General features: G+C 54.1%; 19 protein-coding genes and 2 pseudogenes. 3 read left to right on the forward strand and 18 right to left on the reverse strand.

Annotated features, from left to right (window positions below):
- Positions 1 to 205 precede the first annotated feature (205 nt).
- The 3 genes and pseudogenes from ACQG19_RS26440 to ACQG19_RS26450 form a co-directional block, all read left to right on the forward strand.
- Positions 206 to 1,639: an IS91 family transposase gene (locus ACQG19_RS26440; RefSeq protein ID WP_044816577.1), complete on the forward strand. Its 1,434-nt coding sequence runs from the start codon at positions 206 to 208 to the stop codon at positions 1,637 to 1,639.
- A gap of 11 nt (positions 1,640 to 1,650) precedes the next feature.
- Entirely contained in the window at positions 1,651 to 2,355 is a 705-nt protein-coding gene (locus tag ACQG19_RS26445) for an IS6-like element IS26 family transposase (protein WP_001067855.1), read from the forward strand.
- A gap of 59 nt (positions 2,356 to 2,414) precedes the next feature.
- Positions 2,415 to 2,933 (forward strand): annotated as a pseudogene (locus tag ACQG19_RS26450) (Tn3 family transposase); the annotation flags it as partial.
- 62 nt (positions 2,934 to 2,995) lie between these two features.
- On the opposite strand, the pseudogene ACQG19_RS26455 reads toward ACQG19_RS26450, so the two are convergent.
- The 18 genes and pseudogenes from ACQG19_RS26455 to traT all read right to left on the reverse strand — a co-directional run.
- Positions 2,996 to 3,417: pseudogene (locus tag ACQG19_RS26455) on the reverse strand (IS1 family transposase); the annotation flags it as partial.
- A 248-nt stretch (positions 3,418 to 3,665) separates the two neighbouring features.
- Entirely contained in the window at positions 3,666 to 3,998 is a 333-nt protein-coding gene (gene pemK-mt, locus ACQG19_RS26460) for a type II toxin-antitoxin system toxin endoribonuclease PemK-mt (RefSeq protein WP_000439434.1), read from the reverse strand.
- Position 3,999: 1 nt separating this feature from the next.
- A complete protein-coding gene (gene pemI, locus ACQG19_RS26465) occupies positions 4,000 to 4,257 on the reverse strand; it encodes a type II toxin-antitoxin system antitoxin PemI (RefSeq protein ID WP_000557619.1) in 258 nt (85 codons plus the stop codon).
- 92 nt (positions 4,258 to 4,349) lie between these two features.
- Positions 4,350 to 5,003 carry a CPBP family intramembrane glutamic endopeptidase gene (locus tag ACQG19_RS26470; RefSeq protein ID WP_000616807.1) on the reverse strand — a complete coding sequence of 218 codons (654 nt, stop codon included), beginning with the start codon at positions 5,001 to 5,003 and terminating at the stop codon, positions 4,350 to 4,352.
- Positions 5,004 to 5,941: 938 nt separating this feature from the next.
- Positions 5,942 to 6,799: an incFII family plasmid replication initiator RepA gene (gene repA / locus ACQG19_RS26475; RefSeq protein WP_060591631.1), complete on the reverse strand. Its 858-nt coding sequence runs from the start codon at positions 6,797 to 6,799 to the stop codon at positions 5,942 to 5,944.
- Positions 6,792 to 6,866 carry a RepA leader peptide Tap gene (tap, locus tag ACQG19_RS26480; protein WP_001365705.1) on the reverse strand — a complete coding sequence of 25 codons (75 nt, stop codon included), beginning with the start codon at positions 6,864 to 6,866 and terminating at the stop codon, positions 6,792 to 6,794. Before tap ends, repA begins: the two co-directional genes overlap by 8 nt.
- A 237-nt stretch (positions 6,867 to 7,103) precedes the next feature.
- The gene (locus ACQG19_RS26485) at positions 7,104 to 7,358 is read right to left on the reverse strand and encodes a replication regulatory protein RepA (protein ID WP_000083830.1); all 255 of its coding nucleotides are present in this window, start codon (positions 7,356 to 7,358) and stop codon (positions 7,104 to 7,106) included.
- Between the two features lie 239 nt (positions 7,359 to 7,597).
- The gene (locus tag ACQG19_RS26490; RefSeq protein ID WP_000766807.1) at positions 7,598 to 8,188 is read right to left on the reverse strand and encodes a DUF2726 domain-containing protein; all 591 of its coding nucleotides are present in this window, start codon (positions 8,186 to 8,188) and stop codon (positions 7,598 to 7,600) included.
- 37 nt (positions 8,189 to 8,225) lie between these two features.
- Positions 8,226 to 8,435, reverse strand: a complete 210-nt coding sequence (gene hha, locus ACQG19_RS26495; RefSeq protein ID WP_001298565.1) for a hemolysin expression modulator Hha — start codon at positions 8,433 to 8,435, stop codon at positions 8,226 to 8,228.
- Between the two features lie 45 nt (positions 8,436 to 8,480).
- Entirely contained in the window at positions 8,481 to 8,942 is a 462-nt protein-coding gene (locus tag ACQG19_RS26500; protein ID WP_001233838.1) for a thermonuclease family protein, read from the reverse strand.
- Positions 8,943 to 9,186: 244 nt separating this feature from the next.
- Positions 9,187 to 9,399 (reverse strand): ANR family transcriptional regulator, encoded by a 213-nt coding sequence (locus ACQG19_RS26505; protein WP_001309245.1) that lies wholly within the window; start codon positions 9,397 to 9,399, stop codon positions 9,187 to 9,189.
- A 128-nt stretch (positions 9,400 to 9,527) separates the two neighbouring features.
- Positions 9,528 to 10,088, reverse strand: coding sequence for a fertility inhibition protein FinO (locus ACQG19_RS26510; protein WP_000139323.1), 561 nt, complete (start codon positions 10,086 to 10,088; stop codon positions 9,528 to 9,530).
- A 102-nt stretch (positions 10,089 to 10,190) separates the two neighbouring features.
- Positions 10,191 to 11,051, reverse strand: a complete 861-nt coding sequence (uilS, locus tag ACQG19_RS26515; RefSeq protein ID WP_000704523.1) for a UilS family quorum-quenching N-acyl-homoserine lactonase — start codon at positions 11,049 to 11,051, stop codon at positions 10,191 to 10,193.
- 58 nt (positions 11,052 to 11,109) lie between these two features.
- Positions 11,110 to 11,856, reverse strand: coding sequence for a conjugal transfer pilus acetylase TraX (gene traX / locus ACQG19_RS26520; RefSeq protein ID WP_000205725.1), 747 nt, complete (start codon positions 11,854 to 11,856; stop codon positions 11,110 to 11,112).
- Between the two features lie 19 nt (positions 11,857 to 11,875).
- Positions 11,876 to 17,146 carry a conjugative transfer relaxase/helicase TraI gene (traI, locus tag ACQG19_RS26525; RefSeq protein ID WP_000948354.1) on the reverse strand — a complete coding sequence of 1,757 codons (5,271 nt, stop codon included), beginning with the start codon at positions 17,144 to 17,146 and terminating at the stop codon, positions 11,876 to 11,878.
- Positions 17,146 to 19,344, reverse strand: a complete 2,199-nt coding sequence (gene traD, locus ACQG19_RS26530; protein ID WP_000009332.1) for a type IV conjugative transfer system coupling protein TraD — start codon at positions 19,342 to 19,344, stop codon at positions 17,146 to 17,148. Before traD ends, traI begins: the two co-directional genes overlap by 1 nt.
- 50 nt (positions 19,345 to 19,394) lie before the next feature.
- Positions 19,395 to 20,132 carry a hypothetical protein gene (locus tag ACQG19_RS26535; RefSeq protein WP_000199905.1) on the reverse strand — a complete coding sequence of 246 codons (738 nt, stop codon included), beginning with the start codon at positions 20,130 to 20,132 and terminating at the stop codon, positions 19,395 to 19,397.
- A 202-nt stretch (positions 20,133 to 20,334) separates the two neighbouring features.
- Positions 20,335 to 21,066, reverse strand: a complete 732-nt coding sequence (gene traT / locus ACQG19_RS26540) for a conjugal transfer complement resistance protein TraT (protein ID WP_000782451.1) — start codon at positions 21,064 to 21,066, stop codon at positions 20,335 to 20,337.
- Positions 21,067 to 21,100: the final 34 nt, after the last annotated feature.

The following is a 21,100-nucleotide window of genomic DNA, read 5'->3' on the forward strand; positions in this document are numbered from 1 at the left end:
CAAGGCCCCAAGGACGGGGCCGGAGCCCGGCAGCGATGCCGGGCTTTTTGTTGTGCCCGCGCCGCGGCAATGTCTGACGCGAAGATCAGAACGCACCGATACGAACGTGCGAACACAGGTGCAACCCTGAGCAGCCGTCCCCGCACCGGAGCGCTGCGTGCCGCGCCTCGCCACATCCCGGCGGCAAGCCGCGGGATGCGCGCCACTGCCGTCCGCCCACACCGGTTCGCGGTACGCGCGCCACGCGCCCGAGCGCACGCTGCTGTACGCGTTGGTAGAGGCGCACTACCCGGACTTCATTGCACGGATCGAAGCGGAGGGCCGCTCGCTGCCCGGGTATGTCCGCGAGGCGTTCGATGCCTACCTGCGTTGCGGCGTGCTCGAGCACGGCTTCCTGCGGGTGGTGTGCGAGCACTGCCGTGCAGAGAGGCTGGTGGCCTTCTCCTGCAAGAAGCGCGGGTTCTGCCCGAGTTGCGGCGCGCGACGCATGGCCGAGAGTGCGCGGCACCTGGTCGAGGAGGTGTTCGGCCCGCGGCCTGTGCGGCAATGGGTGCTGAGCTTTCCGTACCCCTTGCGTTTCCTGTTCGCCAGCAAGCCAGAAGCCATTGGCCCGGTGCTGGGCATCGTGCAGCGCGTGATCGCCGGCTGGTTGGCCGATCAAGCCGGCATCGACCGCGCCAGCGCCCAGTGCGGCGCGGTGACGCTGATCCAGCGTTTCGGCAGCGCGCTGAACCTGAACATCCACTTCCACATGCTGTGGCTCGACGGCGTGTACGTGGAAGCCACCGAGCTGCCGCGGCGCGAACTGCGCCTGCACCGCGCCCGTGCGCCCACCACCGCGCAGTTGACCCAGCTGGCAGCTGCCATCGCGCACCGGGTGTGTCGGCACCTGACGCGCAAAGGCTGGCTCGAAGGGGAGGGCGAATCGGCCTTCCTGGCAGACAGCGCTGCAGGCGACGACAGCATGGATGGGCTGCGGATGAGTTCGATCACCTACCGCATCGCCACCGGCCGCGACGCTGGCTGCAAGGTCGTCACGCTGCAAACGCTGCCCGGTGACGCCGGTTCGCTGGAGGGCGAAGCCGGCAAGGTCGGCGGCTTCTCACTGCATGCCGGCGTGGCGGCCGAAGCACACGAAAGCCACAAGCTGGAAAAGCTGTGCCGCTACATCACGCGCCCGGCGATCAGCGAGAAGCGGCTGTCGATAGCGCTCCAGGGCAGGGTGCGTTACCAGCTCAAGACCCCGTGGCGCAATGGCACCACGCATGTGGAATGGGATCCGGTGGATTTCATCGCCAAGCTGGCGGCGCTGGTCCCGCCACCGCGCGCCCACCTGACCCGCTTCCACGGGGTGTTTGCCCCGAACGCCGCCCTGCGCGCACAGCTGACGCCATCGGGGCGCGGCAGGCGGCATGACGCCGCTGTGGAGCCGGCGGACGCAAGCGCGAACGACGCGCCGCGCAGCCCCGAGGAGAAGCGCCGTTCGATGAGCTGGGCGCAACGCCTCAAGCGGGTCTTTTCCATCGACGTCACCGCCTGCGTCCACTGCGGTGGCACCGTGCGGATCGTCGCCAGCATCGAGGAACCGGCACTGTTGCAAATAGTCGGTGGTGATAAACTTATCATCCCCTTTTGCTGATGGAGCTGCACATGAACCCATTCAAAGGCCGGCATTTTCAGCGTGACATCATTCTGTGGGCCGTACGCTGGTACTGCAAATACGGCATCAGTTACCGTGAGCTGCAGGAGATGCTGGCTGAACGCGGAGTGAATGTCGATCACTCCACGATTTACCGCTGGGTTCAGCGTTATGCGCCTGAAATGGAAAAACGGCTGCGCTGGTACTGGCGTAACCCTTCCGATCTTTGCCCGTGGCACATGGATGAAACCTACGTGAAGGTCAATGGCCGCTGGGCGTATCTGTACCGGGCCGTCGACAGCCGGGGCCGCACTGTCGATTTTTATCTCTCCTCCCGTCGTAACAGCAAAGCTGCATACCGGTTTCTGGGTAAAATCCTCAACAACGTGAAGAAGTGGCAGATCCCGCGATTCATCAACACGGATAAAGCGCCCGCCTATGGTCGCGCGCTTGCTCTGCTCAAACGCGAAGGCCGGTGCCCGTCTGACGTTGAACACCGACAGATTAAGTACCGGAACAACGTGATTGAATGCGATCATGGCAAACTGAAACGGATAATCGGCGCCACGCTGGGATTTAAATCCATGAAGACGGCTTACGCCACCATCAAAGGTATTGAGGTGATGCGTGCACTACGCAAAGGCCAGGCCTCAGCATTTTATTATGGTGATCCCCTGGGCGAAATGCGCCTGGTAAGCAGAGTTTTTGAAATGTAAGGCCTTTGAATAAGACAAAAGGCTGCCTCATCGCTAACTTTGCAACAGTGCCAAAAATAGTCCTTCAGTGGGACGAAATGATCCGGACCGCTGGCTCCCTGAAGCTGGGCAAAGTACAGGCTTCAGTGCTGGTCCGTTCATTGCTGAAAAGTGAACGTCCTTCCGGACTGACTCAGGCAATCATTGAAGTGGGGCGCATCAACAAAACGCTGTATCTGCTTAATTATATTGATGATGAAGATTACCGCCGGCGCATTCTGACCCAGCTTAATCGGGGAGAAAGTCGCCATGCCGTTGCCAGAGCCATCTGTCACGGTCAAAAAGGTGAGATAAGAAAACGATATACCGACGGTCAGGAAGATCAACTGGGCGCACTGGGGCTGGTCACTAACGCCGTCGTGTTATGGAACACTATTTATATGCAGGCAGCCCTGGATCATCTCCGGGCGCAGGGTGAAACACTGAATGATGAAGATATCGCACGCCTCTCCCCGCTTTGCCACGGACATATCAATATGCTCGGCCATTATTCCTTCACGCTGGCAGAACTGGTGACCAAAGGACATCTGAGACCATTAAAAGAGGCGTCAGAGGCAGAAAACGTTGCTTAACGTGAGTTTTCGTTCCACTGAGCGTCAGACCCCAATACGTGCGCAACAACCGTCTTCCGGAGCCTGTCATACGCGTAAAACAGCCAGCGCTGGCGCGATTTAGCCCCGACGTATCCCCACTGTTCGTCCATTTCCGCGCAGACGATGACGTCACTGCCCGGCTGTATGCGCGAGGTTACCGACTGCGGCCTGAGTTTTTTAAATGGCGGAAAATCGTGTTGAGGCCAACGCCCATAATGCGGGCGGTTGCCCGGCATCCAACGCCATTCATGGCCATATCAATGATTTTCTGGTGCGTACCGGGTTGAGAAGCGGTGTAAGTGAACTGCAGTTGCCATGTTTTACGGCAGTGAGAGCAGAGATAGCGCTGATGTCCGGCGGTGCTTTTGCCGTTACGCACCACCCCGTCAGTAGCTGAACAGGAGGGACAGCTGATAGAAACAGAAGCCACTGGAGCACCTCAAAAACACCATCATACACTAAATCAGTAAGTTGGCAGCATCACCGGAACTTCAAAACTGCGCAAAACACGCAAATACGCACAAGAAAGTAGGGCTGCGCTTGGAATTCGGAAAATAAACCACATCAAAACTACTTTTTAGCCAAATAACGTTTGGGAATCACCAGAATGGTGGGACAACAGCGGTTTTAGTGCCCTAAATCGTACGTTTTCATCCAGTTGCCCCTCAAACCCCATGTTCAAGTCAGAATAGTGGACAGGCGGCCAAGAACTTCGTTCATGATAGTCTCCGGAACCCGTTCGAGTCGTTTTCCGCCCCGTGCTTTCATATCAATTGTCCGGGGTTGATCGCAACGTACAACACCTGTGGTACGTATGCCAACACCATCCAACGACACCGCAAAGCCGGCAGTGCGGGCAAAATTGCCTCCGCTGGTTACGGGCACAACAACAGGCAGGCGGGTCACGCGATTAAAGGCCGCCGGTGTGACAATCAGCACCGGCCGCGTTCCCTGCTGCTCATGACCTGCGGTAGGATCAAGCGAGACAAGCCAGATTTCCCCTCTTTCCATGTCAGATTTCCTCCTGACCAGTCGCCGGTGCATCCAGCCATTCTCGTTCTTCAGCTGATATTTCAGCATTCGGATCACACTGTGCCAGTAGCTCAGCCAGTGAATATTGCGGGCGTCTGTACGGCTCAACAATCAGCCGGCCATTATCAATGACCATGCCAACTTCATTATCTGTGCCCAGAGACAGCGCATTCAGCAGTGCCGGTGGGACGGTCAGCATAACTGAGCCGCCAACCCTCTTCAGTCGGGTGGTATGCATTCTTCACCTCCATAAAAGTTATATTTAAATATAACATCCACTAAAAAAACACACCAGGCTTTAACGCACAATGTTTAATAAAAATATAACTTTCAACCAAACAGTAAACCCAGCGTGGTTGCTTCCATATGCAGCAATACCGGCAGCAGCAGGCCACCACTTCTGATCCTGGCCACTGATGTAATCAACCCCACCAGGAACAGTTCTGCCAGTGTCAGCAGGTTCTGATACTGGCTGTGCGCGGCGACGAACAACAACGACGTTATCAGCGCCCCCAGCCACATCGTCCAGCAGTACCGTGAACGGAAGACGTTCAGCATAATCCCCCGGAACAGCGTTTCCTCATTCAACGGGGCAAGGATAAAGATGGTCAGCAACGTCAGGATCACGTCAGGTATGGACTTATCGGCAAAAAGTTTCGTCATAAATGGCTCAGCAGGCAGAGCCAGCGCCTTACCGAGCAGAAATACACCGACATACACCACGGCCATCGCACCGACCAGCCACGGTACGCCAACGTTGCGCAGCTGACCAACGACCGGTAGCGGAGCTATCCAACGGCGGTATACCAGGAAAACACACAGCAGGTACATCAGAACAGTACCATGACTGAAGAACAAATAGTTTTTTCCTGATCCATAAAGCAGAACGGCCTGCTCCATGACAAATCTGGCTCCCCAACTAATGCCCCATGCAGCCAGCATAACCAGCATAAACTGCAGATATTGATTACGTGTTTGAATCATTGCATCGCCTGTAAATTTTTAACTTGTCCTATTTTTGTCATTACCACGTATATACACATGTATAACAATTCAGATATCGTTACCAGGATATGCCGCATCAGCGGCATGGAAGGCGGCACTCTGTTGTTTCATATGATACAGGAGTAAAACCGCCGAAGCCCGGCGTAAGCCGGTACTGATTGATAGATTTCACCTTACCCATCCCCAGCCCTGCCAGACCATACCCGCTTTCAGCCATGAGAGAGCTTCTGTGCGCGGTCGGAGTGGTCCCGACGAGGGTTTACCCGAAGTCGGGGCGTATCTCCGCGTTAGCGGGCCGTGAGGGCCGCTTACGAGCGTGTACTGAGAACTTCCAGCGAGAAGACTGACAGCGATGAAGATGTAGTTACAACATTCATAATTAAAAGCGACTCTGTTCCGGCCCTTTGGGCCGGGGCGGGGCCGCTTTTCAGTTATGAGGGAGGGGCTTTGTGGTTTCGGTTCTGCGCTGGACCGGGGTTTTTCTGGAGGTTGTTTTTGTGTGTTGTAACTAAAGTGGCTCCGGTCGGGGCCCGCCGCTTGCGGTGGGAGGTGCATATCTGTCTGTCCACAGGACAGGCAGTGAATAGGTTTTCTTTTTAAATGAATGTAATTAAGTAGTTTAAAGGAGATATAAACAGGTGTTTAAAAGATACATTGCACCCTGTAAGACTGGCGGCTGGCGCTTTATGACATGAACGGTTGTAACCTTATGGGGAAGTCCCTTGCAGTTAAATGTGGATAAGCAAAATTCCCCGTCGCTGAGGCGTATTTTGTATTAAAAACAGGGGGAATCGGATGCTCCAGAAGGTGGATGATGAGATTGTTTTTTGCATGCGACGCTGTTTTTTTGTGCACCGGCGGGCTTCAGGCGTGCGGATGCCTCCGGCGCAGGCCGGATTATTCTGAGGAGATCACTTTCAGGGAGAAGCTGTGGCCAGCCGGCTGTAATTGCGGTTACGTGACAGAATCATGCGCTCCTTCACACGACGCTCCACTTCGCGTTTTACCGCCTCACCATTAGCAGTGAAGCGTCCTTCCGAGATTTCACGCGTCAGCTGCCGTTTCACCAGGGTGACGATATCCTGACGTTCTCTGTTCGCATCACGACGCGCACGGGCACGTTTTATTCCACGGGACTTAAGCTCTGTCTGGTAACTGCGGAAACGCTCACGCACAAAACGCCAGGCTTTCGCTATCAGTTCATCCATGCCCAGGGTATCCAGCCCCTGCTTTTTGCGTTGTTTGTTTTCCCATACCACACGGCTGCGGCGCGCGGCGGCCACTGCCTCCTCTGATACATCGAGGGCAGCAAACAGTGCAGATGTGAACGTGATATCGGTCGGAATGTAGCACCCGATAAGCGGGTCATATTCCGTCTGGTAGGTAATCAGTCCCAGCTCTGACAGGAACGTCAGGGCCCGGGTGGCACGGGTGATGGAGAGTTTTCCGGCAGCAGACTCCGTCGCCAGTCCGCACTCAATGGCCAGCGTGGTGATGGAGCACTGGACGCGGTTGGCCAGCGGGTCATAGTGGAAACACAGCCCCTGCAGGAGCGCATCAATAGCCCGTCGACGCAGCACTGGTGGCATGCGTCGACGCAGACCACGCGAACGGGCATGCGCCACATGAATGGCGAAATCAAAACGGGAAGTGAAGCCCACCGCCTTTTCCATCAGTTTTTCGCAGAACTTCAGCGTTCCTGCACCTTCACGGGGTGTAAACACCGGATTCGGGTTCTTTACCTGGCGGTAATACGTTTGGTGAAGATCAGTCACACCATCCTGCACTTACAATGCGCAGAAGGAGCGAGCACAGAAAGAAGTCTTGAACTTTTCCGGGCATATAACTATACTCCCCGCATAGCTGAATTGTTGGCTATACGGTTTAAGTGGGCCCCGGTAATCTTTTCGTACTCGCCAAAGTTGAAGAAGATTATCGGGGTTTTTGCTTTTCTGGCTCCTGTAAATCCACATCAGAACCAGTTCCTTGCCACCTTACGGCGTGGCCAGCCACAAAATTCCTTAAACGATCAGTAATCTAGCACTAATCTTCTGAACACTCAAGAATGTAAGCCCATCATCACATGCATCGTTTTTGCGCTTCACTTTTTATCAGTGCGGTCAGAACTTCAGCCTGAGTCAGACCATCTTCATGACACATTTGCATGAGCATGGCCTTATACTTTGGTTCAAGAAATACTTTTACTTCCTTGAACGAAGCTCTTTTACGGGCCACTGATAATCTTTGTTTCTCTGCATCAGAAAGCGGATTCCCCTTTCTGTATGCTCGTTTTGCGCCAGATGAGGAAGTCACTGCATTTTCTGTCTGCGACATCTCGCCTCCTCAATACTCAAACAGGGATCGTTTCGCAGAGGATACTACAGTTTTTTGAAATCAGCGACTTGAGAATTGTGACGAAGATCTGTGTTGGCGCACAAATCAACGGGGATTACTGTCGTTTAATGTGATTTAAACTGTGAAATAGTATGGTTTTCAGTTATTGAAACGCCGGGAGCGGGGAAAACTTGCTTTTTCCCGTTTCCGGGGTTGGACAACTGAGCAACGCGAAGGCGTCAGCTACGATGTTCCGGGGACTGCTGATCAGCCCCTGTTGTATTCAGCCATTCTCCGGTCATCTGCAGCAGTTTTCTGGCATCGTGGCTTCTGAGCAACGGAATACCAGCCTGCCTCAGAACCTCTTCCAGAAGAATATCCCGGCGTCTGCGTTCCGGTCGTAAATGGCTGGCATCATCCAGCTCTACTGCTGCAACAATACTGAACGAACGCCGCTCAACGATAACCACATCAACATGCCACTGAGACACCATCCTGAATAACTGCCACCACTGGCGTGATCGTGGCCGGATATTCCCGTTCAGCTGGACGATATCCGCGACCCGTACCTGCGGACACAGATACCACCGCTTCATATCCACAATTCTGAACAGTCCTTTCATAAAACTGACTTCCCTTTCTGTCAGCAGCGTCTTCTGACGTTGCCAGTATTCACCGCCGGACAGTATTCGCTCTGCATCACCGGTCCGTATACCTGCCGCATGCAATTGCATCAGCAAAGGAGAATGCTGATTTACACTTCTGAGGATAATCCGGATAAGTAACGCTGCAATAATCAGAACAATAAGAATAAAAATAATCAGCTTCATTGTTTATCTGCTCCTGGTAATTAATTATGCTGAATTATTACCTTACATATTTCCATATCTCTTTTGGTATCCTGTCATATAACTTTCCGGTGATTAATTCCGCTAACCGGTGGTCTGCTGCTGAATTAAATGATTCACGTTCACTGTTTAATAAACTGTCTCTGTTTTTATGAATAATTTTTTCCAGCGTATTGACTGATGAACATCGCCGTAACTGATACAGCCATTCCTGTTTTGTTTTCGCCATTTTTATTCCCGCTGAGAACAGATGAATGATAAGATTGCCATCGCTTTATTTACGGTGTCTCCATATCCAGGGGGGAACCGGATCAGCATCTGACCAGAGCCCACGTTTTTGTTGTCTGGCTTCGTTCTGAAGGACAGGCAGCACGGGATCTGTGTTGTACTGCTCATATACCCAGGCAGCCCCGGCCCGGACCATAAACTGATTAACATTCATTCCGTCTGGTGCATAAACCTGCCCGAGAATACGACCATAACGATCTCGCTGAAAATATGTGACGGTAACCGTTTTTCCTGCAACCAGTGATTTCATCATGTCCGTTGACCACCGGCCATAATCCTGTTTCTTTTCCGGTGCATCAATATTTATCAGCCTGATCCGCACTGCCTTCCGTGAGTCCATGACCTCGATGGTATCACCGTCCAGTACACGAACAACCCGTCCATGAATATCTGCACACAATACCGGCCATGAAAAGATAAATAATACCAGTGGAATATATTTCCTCATGTTATTCTCCATATCAGATAAATGGCACCTGTATTTCAGGTAATCCTGAATATCGCAGCACACACTGAATAACACCTTATTTTGTGAAATTAATCACAAAATATAAAATCACGACTTAATACGGAAAAAACTCTGTGCTACTCAGAACTGTCCGGTCATACTTCCCGACCGGATATTAAAAAAAGCAAATCTCATGCATTATTCAGCCTTCTGAATCCCTGGAGTAATGAAGGCTGCTTTTTCGTTACACCCTTCCCCGGCAGCGCCGGTGGCAGTGTTCAGCCCTTTTTCGGGCAAACTGCTGCCAGTCTGTCCGGGGAGCAGACTGCGCAGCCCGTAGCCATGCCTCAGCGGCTCCCGGCCAGTCCCCCCTGACTTCCAGCCGGACAGCCCGGCGTCCGACCTGCCGGTAGCGCCATACCCCGGAGTTTTGCGAATCACGCCCTGTTCCGTTCATTTTCCTTCCCCCTTTAATCCAGGCCGGTGAATGTGTTATAAATTTTTATAACCTTCTTCTGCCGGGTATGGAAGAAGGTTTCAGAGAAGCCTTATTTTTCCGCCTCCTTTAGTGTGAAGGAGGCTTTTTTATTGTTCATCAAGCACGGCCTGAAGTTCTGCCTTTATCCGGTTCTGGCGGCGGATTTTATCCAGACGCTCTGCCGCATACACTTCTTCCTCCTGAGAAATATGCTCCGTCACATACCCTTCCGTGTCATACCGGCAGGCACCGGCTTTCATGGCACACAGATAGCTTTCTGAACGGGTGATGGCCTTCAGCGCCCTGCGCAGTTTTTTATGCGAGAGCGGGATATTCCGCTGCGCCACGTCTTCCAGTAACACGTCCCGGATACCGCAGGCCAGAAGCCGGGGTGTGTCACCGTCAAATAATCCCGGCCACCAGGGTTTCAGGGTGTTCACGGCTTCATCCAGTGTGGGCAGGTTCAGATAAATGGACAGCGCCTGTCTGGCCTGCGCTTTTTTTGCTGTCAGCTCTGCTTCCCGGGCAGCCTTCTCCGCCAGTTTCTGCTTTTTCACCTTCCATTTTGGTGGCGTGGTGACATTGATGATGGTTTTCCGGCTCCGGGTCGGTGTTTCCCCTTCCGTTTTCCGTTTCAGTGTCAGTACCGGTCGTTTCTGCTCTGTCATGATTGCCCTGACCTTTGTGAAAATATGTCCTCCAGGTCGTTGAAACTACTCACTATGATATTAAGCTGACCTCAACGACCTCTGACATATTAATACCGACAATTAAAGATGTTTTTTAAACCATTGCGTCTGTACTGCCGCCACACGTTCAAAAAACGCGCCTTCATAAATATCATAATGGCATGCGTCAGCTTCCTCGTATAATTCCTTAGTACCAGAAGCAACAGCATCATATAAGGCTTTTCCCTGTTCTGGTGGATTAACACTATCCTGGCCGGCAATAACAATCAAAACTGGGCACTGTACTTTGGCTGCGCTCTCTGCCGGTTTATATTGCAACGTCTCCATAACCGTAAGGAAAGGTATTTTTATATCCATTTCAGGATACTGACCTTTTACCTTCTCGAAGAATACCTTTGATTCATTATCACTCAGTACCCGGGTAACCCCCACAAACATCTCTTTCCCGGTGTTTTTCTTCTTCTCTGCCATTTTATTCAGCGTGGACAGAAAAGACGCTCTCTCCGATTCATTCATCTCTCCGGTAACCAGAACATCACCGTCAGCAAAAGCCAGCTGGCTGACAATACATTTTACGCGTTGGTCCTGCGCAGCTGCACTGAAGACATGCCCCCCTCCCAGCGATGTTCCCCATAACCCAATACGCTGATTATCAATACATTCCTGCTTTTCTGCCCAATTGATAACTGAAATAATATCTTCGGTCTGCATTGCAGGAACCAGACGCCCTCGTTCTCCATCACTCTCACCGAATCCTCGATAATCAAAAGTAATCGTTGCGAATCCTGCTTCTGTGAAGGCATTCGCAAAGCAAGGGAGCAGAACATTCCTGATACCGCAAAACCCATGGCATAAGATAATCAAAGGATGTTTTATATTTCCTTCAGGAACACGAAATGTCAGGGCAATACCTTCAGAGAGTTTGTGATCCGTAATTTTCATAAATATCCTGTGTTATGTTGTTTATTAATAATCAGAATCAGCGTCAGTATCATACCAGTCACAACGCCAGAACGCCCAGCACAGCCAGATGACAGGCGTAGAATACCGGGAAAAAATCCCCGGGCCAGAAACGGGGTAATGATTTTCCTGCACACGACACCAGACCAACGGTCAGCACCGTCATTACAAGACCGGCCACCGCCGCTGCATCACTGGAGGCAAGGTTAAGTGCCGGAATAACGGCCAGCAGGCATGCAAGCAGCGCCAGACGTTCCGCTCTGTCTTCCGCCCGGTACAGTCGGTAACTGACCGCCAGCATCAGCAGCCCGGCAATGCCGTAACTGGTGCCGGACAAAGGCCCCCACAGGGCCATCAGAAGAATGGCCGCTGCTGTACGCCACCCACTGCGCGTTTCACACCACGTCAGCACCTGTGCCGCCACTGCAAAGGCAAACAGGATATTCCCCTCATACCAGGGAAAGCCGGCCAGATAATATGCGAACTGGGCAATAATTCCCCATCCCCACAGCCGGTTAATGGCCGGTTGCCGGATATGCGCATGACGGGACAGATTCAGCCCCCACACCAGGGCAAACAGCGGAAAGGCTCCTCGCCCGGCCAGAAACATCCATTCCTGCTTCAGCTGGAATATCAGATTGATGTGGTCCAGTACCATCAGCACCAGCGCCACCGTTTTGATGATATCCCGCTGTCCGGGTGACCAGACCAGAAACGACTGCAACCAGGTATCGGTCCGTGCAGCCAGTGAATCGTTACGTGTCGTGTTCGTGTTATCCGTTGTCATCAGCGTTTATCTTCCTGTATCAGTCTCCGCCCAGGGTTTTCTCTTTCTGCAGGTCACGAACCATATCCCGCTCTATCTGCTGCAGACGCTCCTGCAGCAGATTTTCCCGGGCAACCTCCCGGACCGCTTCCTGCTCCCGTTGTGATTCACGCAGCACACTCTCCGGCAGCGCGGCTTCCCGTTCAGTTATGTCAGCCCGGTCACGCTCCTGCCCGGCAATTTCCCTGACAGCCTGCTCTGTTTTGCCATCCGGCAGGTCAGGTTTGTTCTCTGCCATTTTACGGACAATTTCATCTGCACGGCGTTCCGTTTCACGGCGGATGGCCTCTTCAGCCTGCCGCTGTGCCAGCACCTCTGCCGTGACCGGTTCGCCATTTCCGGCTCCCGGCTGGACGCTGCTGTCCGGGATATCCCCCCACACGCGACCACCGGTGATGGCACCGGGATTCCACGGACGACCTTCACCGGCAATTCTTACCACCACACCGCTGTCAGGATTATCACGGGCAATCCGGACACCATCCTGCATATTATCAGCCAGCAGGCTCTCTCCGTTACGGCTACCCTGCAGGGCCACGAACTGCGCATCCCCGCTGCCTTTCACCCGTCCTTCACCGCTGAATCCCCGCAGCCCGTTTCCGTCATCCGTGGTCAGTGGGTTCAGCCAGATACCGGCGGACTTGCCGTTACGGTCAAACGCCGGCAGTGCCACATACGGCTGCGGATATTTACGTCCCGGTGCAATAAACCGTGCAGGGCTGTCTCCCCCGGCCAGCCCTGCCTGACGGAGAACGGCACGGCCTGCCGCCACGTCCCGCAGTTCCCGTGCCGTACTGAACAGCCGCTGCGCATTCATGACCTCCCGGTCCGGTTTCGGCTCCAGCACATCGTGGGCAGTTCCTTTCTGTACGGCATTGTTAATGGCATCCGTCCAGCCCTGACGGTTATCGGTGTACACCTGCACATGCTGCTTCATACGCGACAGGGCCACGTAGGCTGACTCAAAGCCGGCCATCAGTTTCCGGTTACCTTCCGTGCCTTCAAGCGCGATGGCAAAGGTTTCACTCGCCCCCTGCGCACCGTGGGCGGTGATGGCATAAGCCAGGTCAATATGTTGCTCTGCCCGCTCCTGGCCGGGGCGAATCACCCGGGTCTGCTGTCCGTCTGACAACGTGACACTGTCACCGGAAACCGCTGTCACCGTCCAGACGCTGTTGGCCACATAACCGCGCTCCCGGTCACTCTTCGTGAAGCGCATCCGGTCGCCGGTCCCCACCCGGATTTTGTCCGGGGTGTACAGTGTGACACCTTCAGCCACCGCCTCCCGGGGCGAAATCAGCCGCGTGTTACCTTCCGCATCCTCCAGGGTTATCAGCCCGTCATCCTTGCTGATACCGGCAATCCGGTGATACACACTATCCACCAGGGCAAGGGCATCCGGGTTATTCTCCCAGGTGGAGAGACGACGCAGCTCCCCGTCACGTATATTCGCTGTGTTCAGGACAGGCACCATGACCTGCTCTTTCCCCAGCTCACCGGCCTTTTCCCGTGCATCATGAATCATGCTGTTCAGTACGCGCCGGTCCTCATTCAGGTGCGTGACAATCAGCGTCTGCTCCCGTGCTTCCGGTGTCCTGCCGGTATAGTCGCGGACAATGGCTTCATACAGTGTCATGGGGACATCCGGAAAAGTCTCACCTTTCAGCATCGCCTTCTGCTGCGCTTCTGCCAGTTTCGCTTCCTGGCTGTGACTGAACTCCGTCACGGAGTGCTCCGGTGCCCATGCGCCCTCCTGACGGGGAACCTGAGACGGTTTCACACTCTCAAGCCCGGACAGTGCCCTTTCCACATCCCGGTTAATCAGGCTGTATACCGCCTCCCGCAGTTCCGGCGTCTGACGCACAATCTCCTTCATGATGACCACATCGGCAGCACTGCGCGTCTGCTGGAGACGGAAAGGCTGACCGGGCGCGATGGCCTGCAGCTGGTCCGTGTCACCACTGGCCACGGCACGACCGCCACCGGCCGCAATCAGGGCGTATGCCCGTGCCATGTCGGTATTGCCCACCATTGAGCTCTCATCGAGCAGGAACAGCGTGTTGCTGAAATCCGGCGTTTCTCCGCTGCGCTGCTGCAGCTGCGTGTCATGCAGAAAGGACGCCAGCGTCTGTGCATCCACGCCGGCGCTGCGCATCTCACCGACCGCACGGTGCGTGGGCCCCAGCCCCACAACTCGGGGACGCTCACTCGCCGGCAGCATGTTCACGGCTGACATCACCGCCCGGAACTGTGTGGTCTTACCCACACCGGCATAACCCTGTACCACCGTGAAACGGTCGGACGTTTCCAGTATCATACGGGTGGCGGCACGCTGTCCCGACGTTAACGTCTCCATGAGTTCGCCGGGTACTCTCTCCATCAGCGGCGTGACCGCCTCCTTACCTTCGAGAATATGGCGAAGAATACTTTTTTCTGCCTCATACGACGCACGGGAAACCAGCAGGCCTGTGCCATAGCCTTTTGCCACATCCACATACAGTAAGTCACCGCGTTTTATCTGCGCATTGATTTCCCCTCCCAGTTCAGTAAAACCGGTTCCTTCTGCAGCAAACGACTTCGCCTCTGTCAGCAGGTCCACCATGCTGAAGGCCAGGTTTTTACTTTCCAGCACAGGAAGGGCCAGATGAATGGCCTGCTGTGCCGGCGTGTGCAGCCCGGTTTTCTGCAGACTGATAGCGGTTTCCAGCGATGTCTCACCGGCCCGCGCCTTTATCTGCTCAGAAACCACCGTAAAGGAGGGATGGCGGGCAAGTTTTTCCGCAGTACGGGTTTCATCCAGTGAGGAATACAGCCGGACATCACGACCGCTGCGGGCCAGACCGTTCAGGGTGGCGTTGTCCATTGCCATCTGTGTGACGGAGGCAAACACCGTCGCACTGTCACTGACGGAATGCCCGGGCGTTTCCACCCAGCCGTTCTCCAGCTTCAGTGCCGTGAACGGTGAATCAGCCACAGGCAGGGTGGCCGGTTCAGCCCGCCCCGGCACAACAACCGTCATCGCATCTTCACTGACGGATGCCACCTGCAGGCGGTCACCGCCGGAGACGCGGAGTCCGGGAATTTTCCCTGTCACCCTCAGTCGCTCGCCGTCTGCCACCGGCATTTTTTCCGGCCGGAACAGCGACCAGCTGCTGTCCAGGGAGGAAATACGCACCACCTGCGTTTCGCCCTGCGCATCCCGCAGGGTCAGGCTGTGACTCTGCGCCGTCACCCGGTCGATAACATAGCGGTCATGACTGCGTGTCTCCGGGTTCCACTGCTCCATCACCATCCCCGGTCGGTACATATCCCGCAGATAACGGCTCCGGCTGTCCAGCCAGACCGGTGACAGGGCGGTCATGGTCACCTCCGGGTGTCCGAGCACGCCCTGTGTTTTCAGCTCACTGCGAATGGCCTGTGTCAGTATGGCCTGTTCCCGTACCCCGCTGACCTGTGCCACGCTCTCTTCTCCGGCTTTCACGCTGGCCGCAAAATCTCCGGCCAGCCGGTCATAGCGGACATTCCGGTCCGGTTCACTGATGATGGTTGCCGGTCGCTGTTCTCCGCCCTGCCAGCGATACGTGTTCACCCCGGCATCCTTCATGGCCATCAGCGCACTGCCTGTACCGGTTCGCTGCCCGCTGTCGGTTATCAGGACCTGTACGTTATGACGTGCGGCACCATCCAGCAGGGTTAACGTCTCTTTCAGGGAGAGTTTTTCGCCCTGGTCGACGATAACAGTACTGCCCGGCGTGAAGACCATGCCCTCCTGCAGCTGACGACGTCCGGTTATCAGCTCACCGGACAGCCGTTCATCCTGCTTCAGGTTCATCTGCGAGCGACGGTCAGCAGCGATAATCTGCACCTCCCGCCCCTGCTCCCGGGCCATCATGACCAGTTCAGCCACCCGCTCACGCTGCCCGGCTGCACCGCCCTGCCCGGACACAATGGCCAGCGACGGACGGTCCTGTGCCAGAACACTGACCGCATCGCTGTAACCAGCCGTCCGGGGGACACTTTTCTCCGGATGTACGGTCACCCGGTTCTGTTTCATGATGTCACGACTGAGTGCCCGGACGGACAGCTCATCGAGCACATGAATTCCTGATGTGAACAGCCCCTTCTCACGGTCGAGGGGGATAAGCTGCTCACGGCTGATGGCCTCATCGATACCGGCGCGTGCCCGTTCAATCACACCATTTTCCGGCGGCAGTATGCCGACCGTCCTGGCCAGCACGTCCGTATACGTGAACTGCACTTTTCGTTCACTTAATCCGGCAATCGCCTGTGTCACCGCCTGCTGCACATCCGGCCCGTCCTGTGAAGCAGGCCCGGGCGCCTGCGTGCGGATCTCCGCACGCTGATCCGCCGCGTCACGATATGCCCGGATGTCGAACCCGGTTTCCTTCAGCGTCTGCATCCATTCAGCCATTCTGACTTCAGGATCGACGTGCTGTTTGGATTTTCGCGTATCCAGTGCCGCCACATCCCGGGATTTCAGCGAGGCGTCTTCACCGACGGCCTCCCTGATAGCCTGTGAACGACTGGAAAAGGCCTCCACCGGTACGCCCGGCATCTCCCACATACCGTGCTTACCGACCACTTCGGTTTCATAACCCAGCGCCTCAACGCGCTGACGTAACTCACTCTGATATATTTTCCCGAACGCAATCCGGTTCGCTAGCACGTTCTCGGAAAATCCGGTTTTCCCCACTTTGTCACTGCTCAGTGTCTTCCACTCGCCGTTATGCTGCGTGACATTAGCCACCACTACATGCGTGTGTAACTGTGGGTCCTGATCGCGACTGGTGTCATGGTTAAACAGTGCCATCACCAGATTACCGGTCAGCACCGTTTCTGACTGTCCGTCCGTCATCACCCGTGTGGAAGCCAGCGCCTCCACCTGACGGACAGCAAAATCCACGGCCTGGTTATGTGCATCAATAAGACGTTTATCCCCCCCGAGCATGGCCATCATGGAGACACTTTTGGGGGCGGAGAAGGTCAGGTCGTAGCCGGGACGATGCTTATTACTGCCATCCTGCATGCGGCTTAAATCCGCCCCGTCCGGCAGCCTGCCCTCCAGAAGACGGGTAAAAACATCCTTATCGACGCTGCCCTGCAGCCCAAGCTGTTCAGCCCCCTGACCAGCCCAGCGTTCTCCCATGCTGCCCAGCACATAGTAATTATCCTTGTCGGTGTAATAGTTTCCGGCACTGCCTGCCGATTTAACAACGCTGAAACTCAACATCAGAAATCATCTCCCGGCTCAACATCCTCCCCGCGCTCCCGGTGCACATTAATGTTCACCTCTTCACGACGCTGCATATGCTGCTGGATGTCCGGATGATTTTCCTGTTGCCATGCCTCATAAGCGGCCATATCCACCACTTCACCGGATTCACTGATCCCGGGTGGCAGTTGCTGTTCCATCTCTTCTTCCGGTTTCATTTTCAGCTCCTGCTCGATCCCCCCTGCCGGAACACTCACACCTGCATCTGACTTCTTATCATTGATGACAGAAGACACTGGCTGTTGTGGCTGTTGTGGCTGTTGTGGCTGTTGTGGCTGTTGTGGCTGTTGTGGCTGTTGTGGCTGTTCAGCCTGAGTCACATCTTCTCCGGAGGCAACCTCCGGTTCAAAGAGGCTGGCCATCTGACGACCTTCTGCTTCCCTTGCGGCAAGTACGGCACTCAGACGGTTCTCCATTTCCGGGTTGATGTCACGCGGAATAAACTCCGGAGCGACCTTCGGTCGTGCCTGATATTTCAGAGAGAGTTTGACTGCCGGATACGGTCCGGGCAGAGTGACATAGCAGGTCAGATCCGGCAGAGACTGAATGTCGGAATAACTGACCAGCGTCTGACGCTCCATATCCTTACCGGTCGATACCCCGTCACGTACCGGGTCAGCACCGTAGGAATACTGCTCGCTGGCTTTCAGGTGCTCTTTCTCACCAATCTCACCGGCAGCGAACTCTGCAATCTTATGGCTCGGGGAACGGAAAAAAGCACGGGTGTTCATGACGTCAAACAGCGTGGCCGCCGCTTTCTCACCGTAGATATCTTCCAGCTGGGCATAGGACTGGATACCAAACACATAACAGCCACCGAACTTACGGGCTTCCGGCAGGATCTCCACCAGATCCGGCAGTTTGTGTAACGTGGGTAACTCATCACAGAAAAACCACACACGACGGTTACGGTTTTCTCCCATTGCCAGCAGACCACGAATGGCAATGGACAGCCACATGGAGATCACAGGCTTCAGGGAGGCATGGGTGTCGGCGTTCGACGAAATAAACAGCCAGCCGTTTTTCTGATCTTCCCGGACACCACGCATCCAGTCACGGATGGTGAAGGGATCACCGTTATGCTCAATCCCCTGCAGGTAACGGATGGCTTTCACGTAGTTGGTCAGCACAGCACGGATGGAAATCGCCGTTTTCTCAATTTTCTCTTCCACCAGGTTGGCCGCCGGTGAATTACGCAGGAAGGTACGCAGTTTTTCAATTTTGATGGAAAGCAGTGTGTCCACCAGTTTGCTGTAGCTGCGGTTGGGGTCATTACGCATCAGGTACGCCGCTTCCGCAAAAATGGTACGTCCTGAACCCTGCCAGAACGGGTCCTCTTTTGTACCCATAGGGATCAGCGTGTTCGCGGTATTATCAAAATCCGGCTGTGTCAGGCACTCCTTCCACAAATCCCATGCGGCACAGCGGGCATCCAGCGGATTCAGGATTTTATCGATGGAGGGATCATAGTAACTTTTAACAAATTCCCCTGAACGGTCATAAATCACCACCATATCACCGCGCTGACGGGCATAGTTGGCCAGACGACGGATAACCTCCGACTTACCGGCCCCGACCGTGCCGTGCAGACAGAAGTTCTGGATTTCGGAATCCCGGATAATCGGCAGGTCGCCAATCCGGATATCGGAGTCCTTGCCGTCTTTTTTCAGCATCCGGGCAACGTCTTTCGGATTGTCTGTCAGCTGACGACCACCTGTGACTTCATTTTCGCTCTGTTGTTTACCCTGACGCCCCAGAATCCAGGAGACAACAAAGAAGGTGATCAGGCAAATAACCAGGGCCACGACAGACGCCAGAACGAATGCAGACCATAGCTGCTCTCCGCACCAGATCATATATTTATCATGCAGTACCTGGGCAGCGTTCATCCGGAAGGTTTTGCCGTAATACTGGATCTCATAGACCGGCTGGGATTTTATTAAATCCCGCATGCCTTCCAGTGACGTACACCACCAGTAAATACAGCCGTTGATAAACGTCTGCCAGCTTATTTTTACCCATAAGACCAGACCAATGAGGATCCAGAAAAAAATAAACAGGCAGTAAAGCATGATATTGGCGATCTGGCTGAACATGCGGATACGCATGGACGCAATCTGACCGCCCTGGGTCATATCCTTTGCGTTAAAACTCATGATGAAACTCCGGGAAAATCTGGAACAGGGCAGAAAAGGATGATGTGGGGTTAATTCACAGAAACAGACCAGGTGTACCCTGTATGCCGGTGGTGATGCCCGCCTGCAGTCCTGCCGGAAGAGACCTTCTCTGTAACAATGTCAGTCAGGCGCAATACTTCAGACCAGTCACTCCCATGCGGAAACTGGATCTGAATAAAAAGGCGTACCCGTTCACGGTGATCCAGAACTGTGTCCGGTTCATAAAAACGGCCACTGTCAGGAGAAACACAGGACGTTTTATTGATGAGATCATACTTATCGGCAGGAGACTGCGATGAAATCGCCCAGGTGATATTCTCCGCCTGGTGGCCATCAATACGACTGCTCCCCGGCGTCCATGCAATTTCCTGCGCACTCGCCACGATGATCTCCCTGGAAACTTCAGCCAGCTTTCTGGGTGTACAGAATACCGGTGCCAGCACACACAGGGACAACAAATTACAGCTGACCGCCTCCGGTTTAAGCAAATTGCTCCCGGATTTTTCAGGAAAAGATATTTTTGTCAGTATTTCAGTTAATTCCTTATGCCTGAGAGAATTAATAAAGTACATGATAAGCATCATGAGAAACAATATAACAATAAGCCCTCCGATAACCACTAAAAGGTCAGTATCAATATTATTGCTGTACAGATAGTCTTTAGTGGTCACTGTATTATCCTGTATCACCGGGGGGTATTCAGTTACAGGCTTCTCAGTAAATTGATTATTCTCACCAACATATTCAGCGATATTGTCTGATGTCATAATGACTTTCTCCGGAAGATCCCGGCTTCGCCGGCAACACTTCACGGTCGCACAAAGAATTTGCACAACCGCTCAGTGTTTTCATATTTATTTCGGAAACGCCGGGAGGTGACAAAATTTATTTTGTTACATCCCGGGGTTGGACAACGAGCAACGCGAGGCGTCAGCAAGGAGGCCGGTCAGATCAGCCTCCTGACGAGGTTCAGAGAATATTTGCGATTGATTTGGCCAGTTGGTCTTCGAGAACAGGCTTCGCCTCTTCAAATTTCAGGTTAACCTTGTTCGCATTTGAAACCACACGGGTCTGGTATTTATGCTGGTTACCTGTTTCAGTACTGGTCTGAATTTTCGCACCTGATGTGCCCTGACGCAGGGCGGCAACATTATCCGTTGTCACCGTTGCCTTAGTACGCTCTGCAATCTGTACATCCGTGATCATGGTATAGTTCACATCTTCCACCATCGCATCTGCAGCCATACCCACCAGACCAGCAGCAAGGCCTACACCGAGTGTGGCACCGGCAGAATTTGAGTTATAGCCGGTAATACCGGCACCTAACGCTGCACCAACTGCTGCGCCTTCATAACCACGGTTCAGCCATCCCTGAGACTCCCGCAGATCCATCTTATCGGCCTTCAGCACATTCGCCTGAATCCAGTAGTAGGCTTTATCCGGAGAAGTCACCACCTGATATCCTTTTGCTTTCACAGCATCAGCAATTTTGCCCTGCAGCCCACTCATGTCTTTATCAGACGTGTTTTTGATCTGCAGAAATACCGTGCGTTCGCTGGCGGGTTCAAGCCAGATGGTCTCACTCATCTGAGTCTTCACCTCAAGGTTACGCTTCTTGATTGCTGTGCTCATCGCACCACACCCTGAAAGGGCCAGAGTGGAACTGACCAGTGCAACCATCATCAATTTTTTCATTTTCATCAATGTTCCTTCATATTGAATAAAACGTCATAAT

The organism is Enterobacter cloacae complex sp. 277I4 (genome assembly GCF_050031465.1).
GTDB lineage: Bacteria > Pseudomonadota > Gammaproteobacteria > Enterobacterales > Enterobacteriaceae > Enterobacter > Enterobacter cloacae.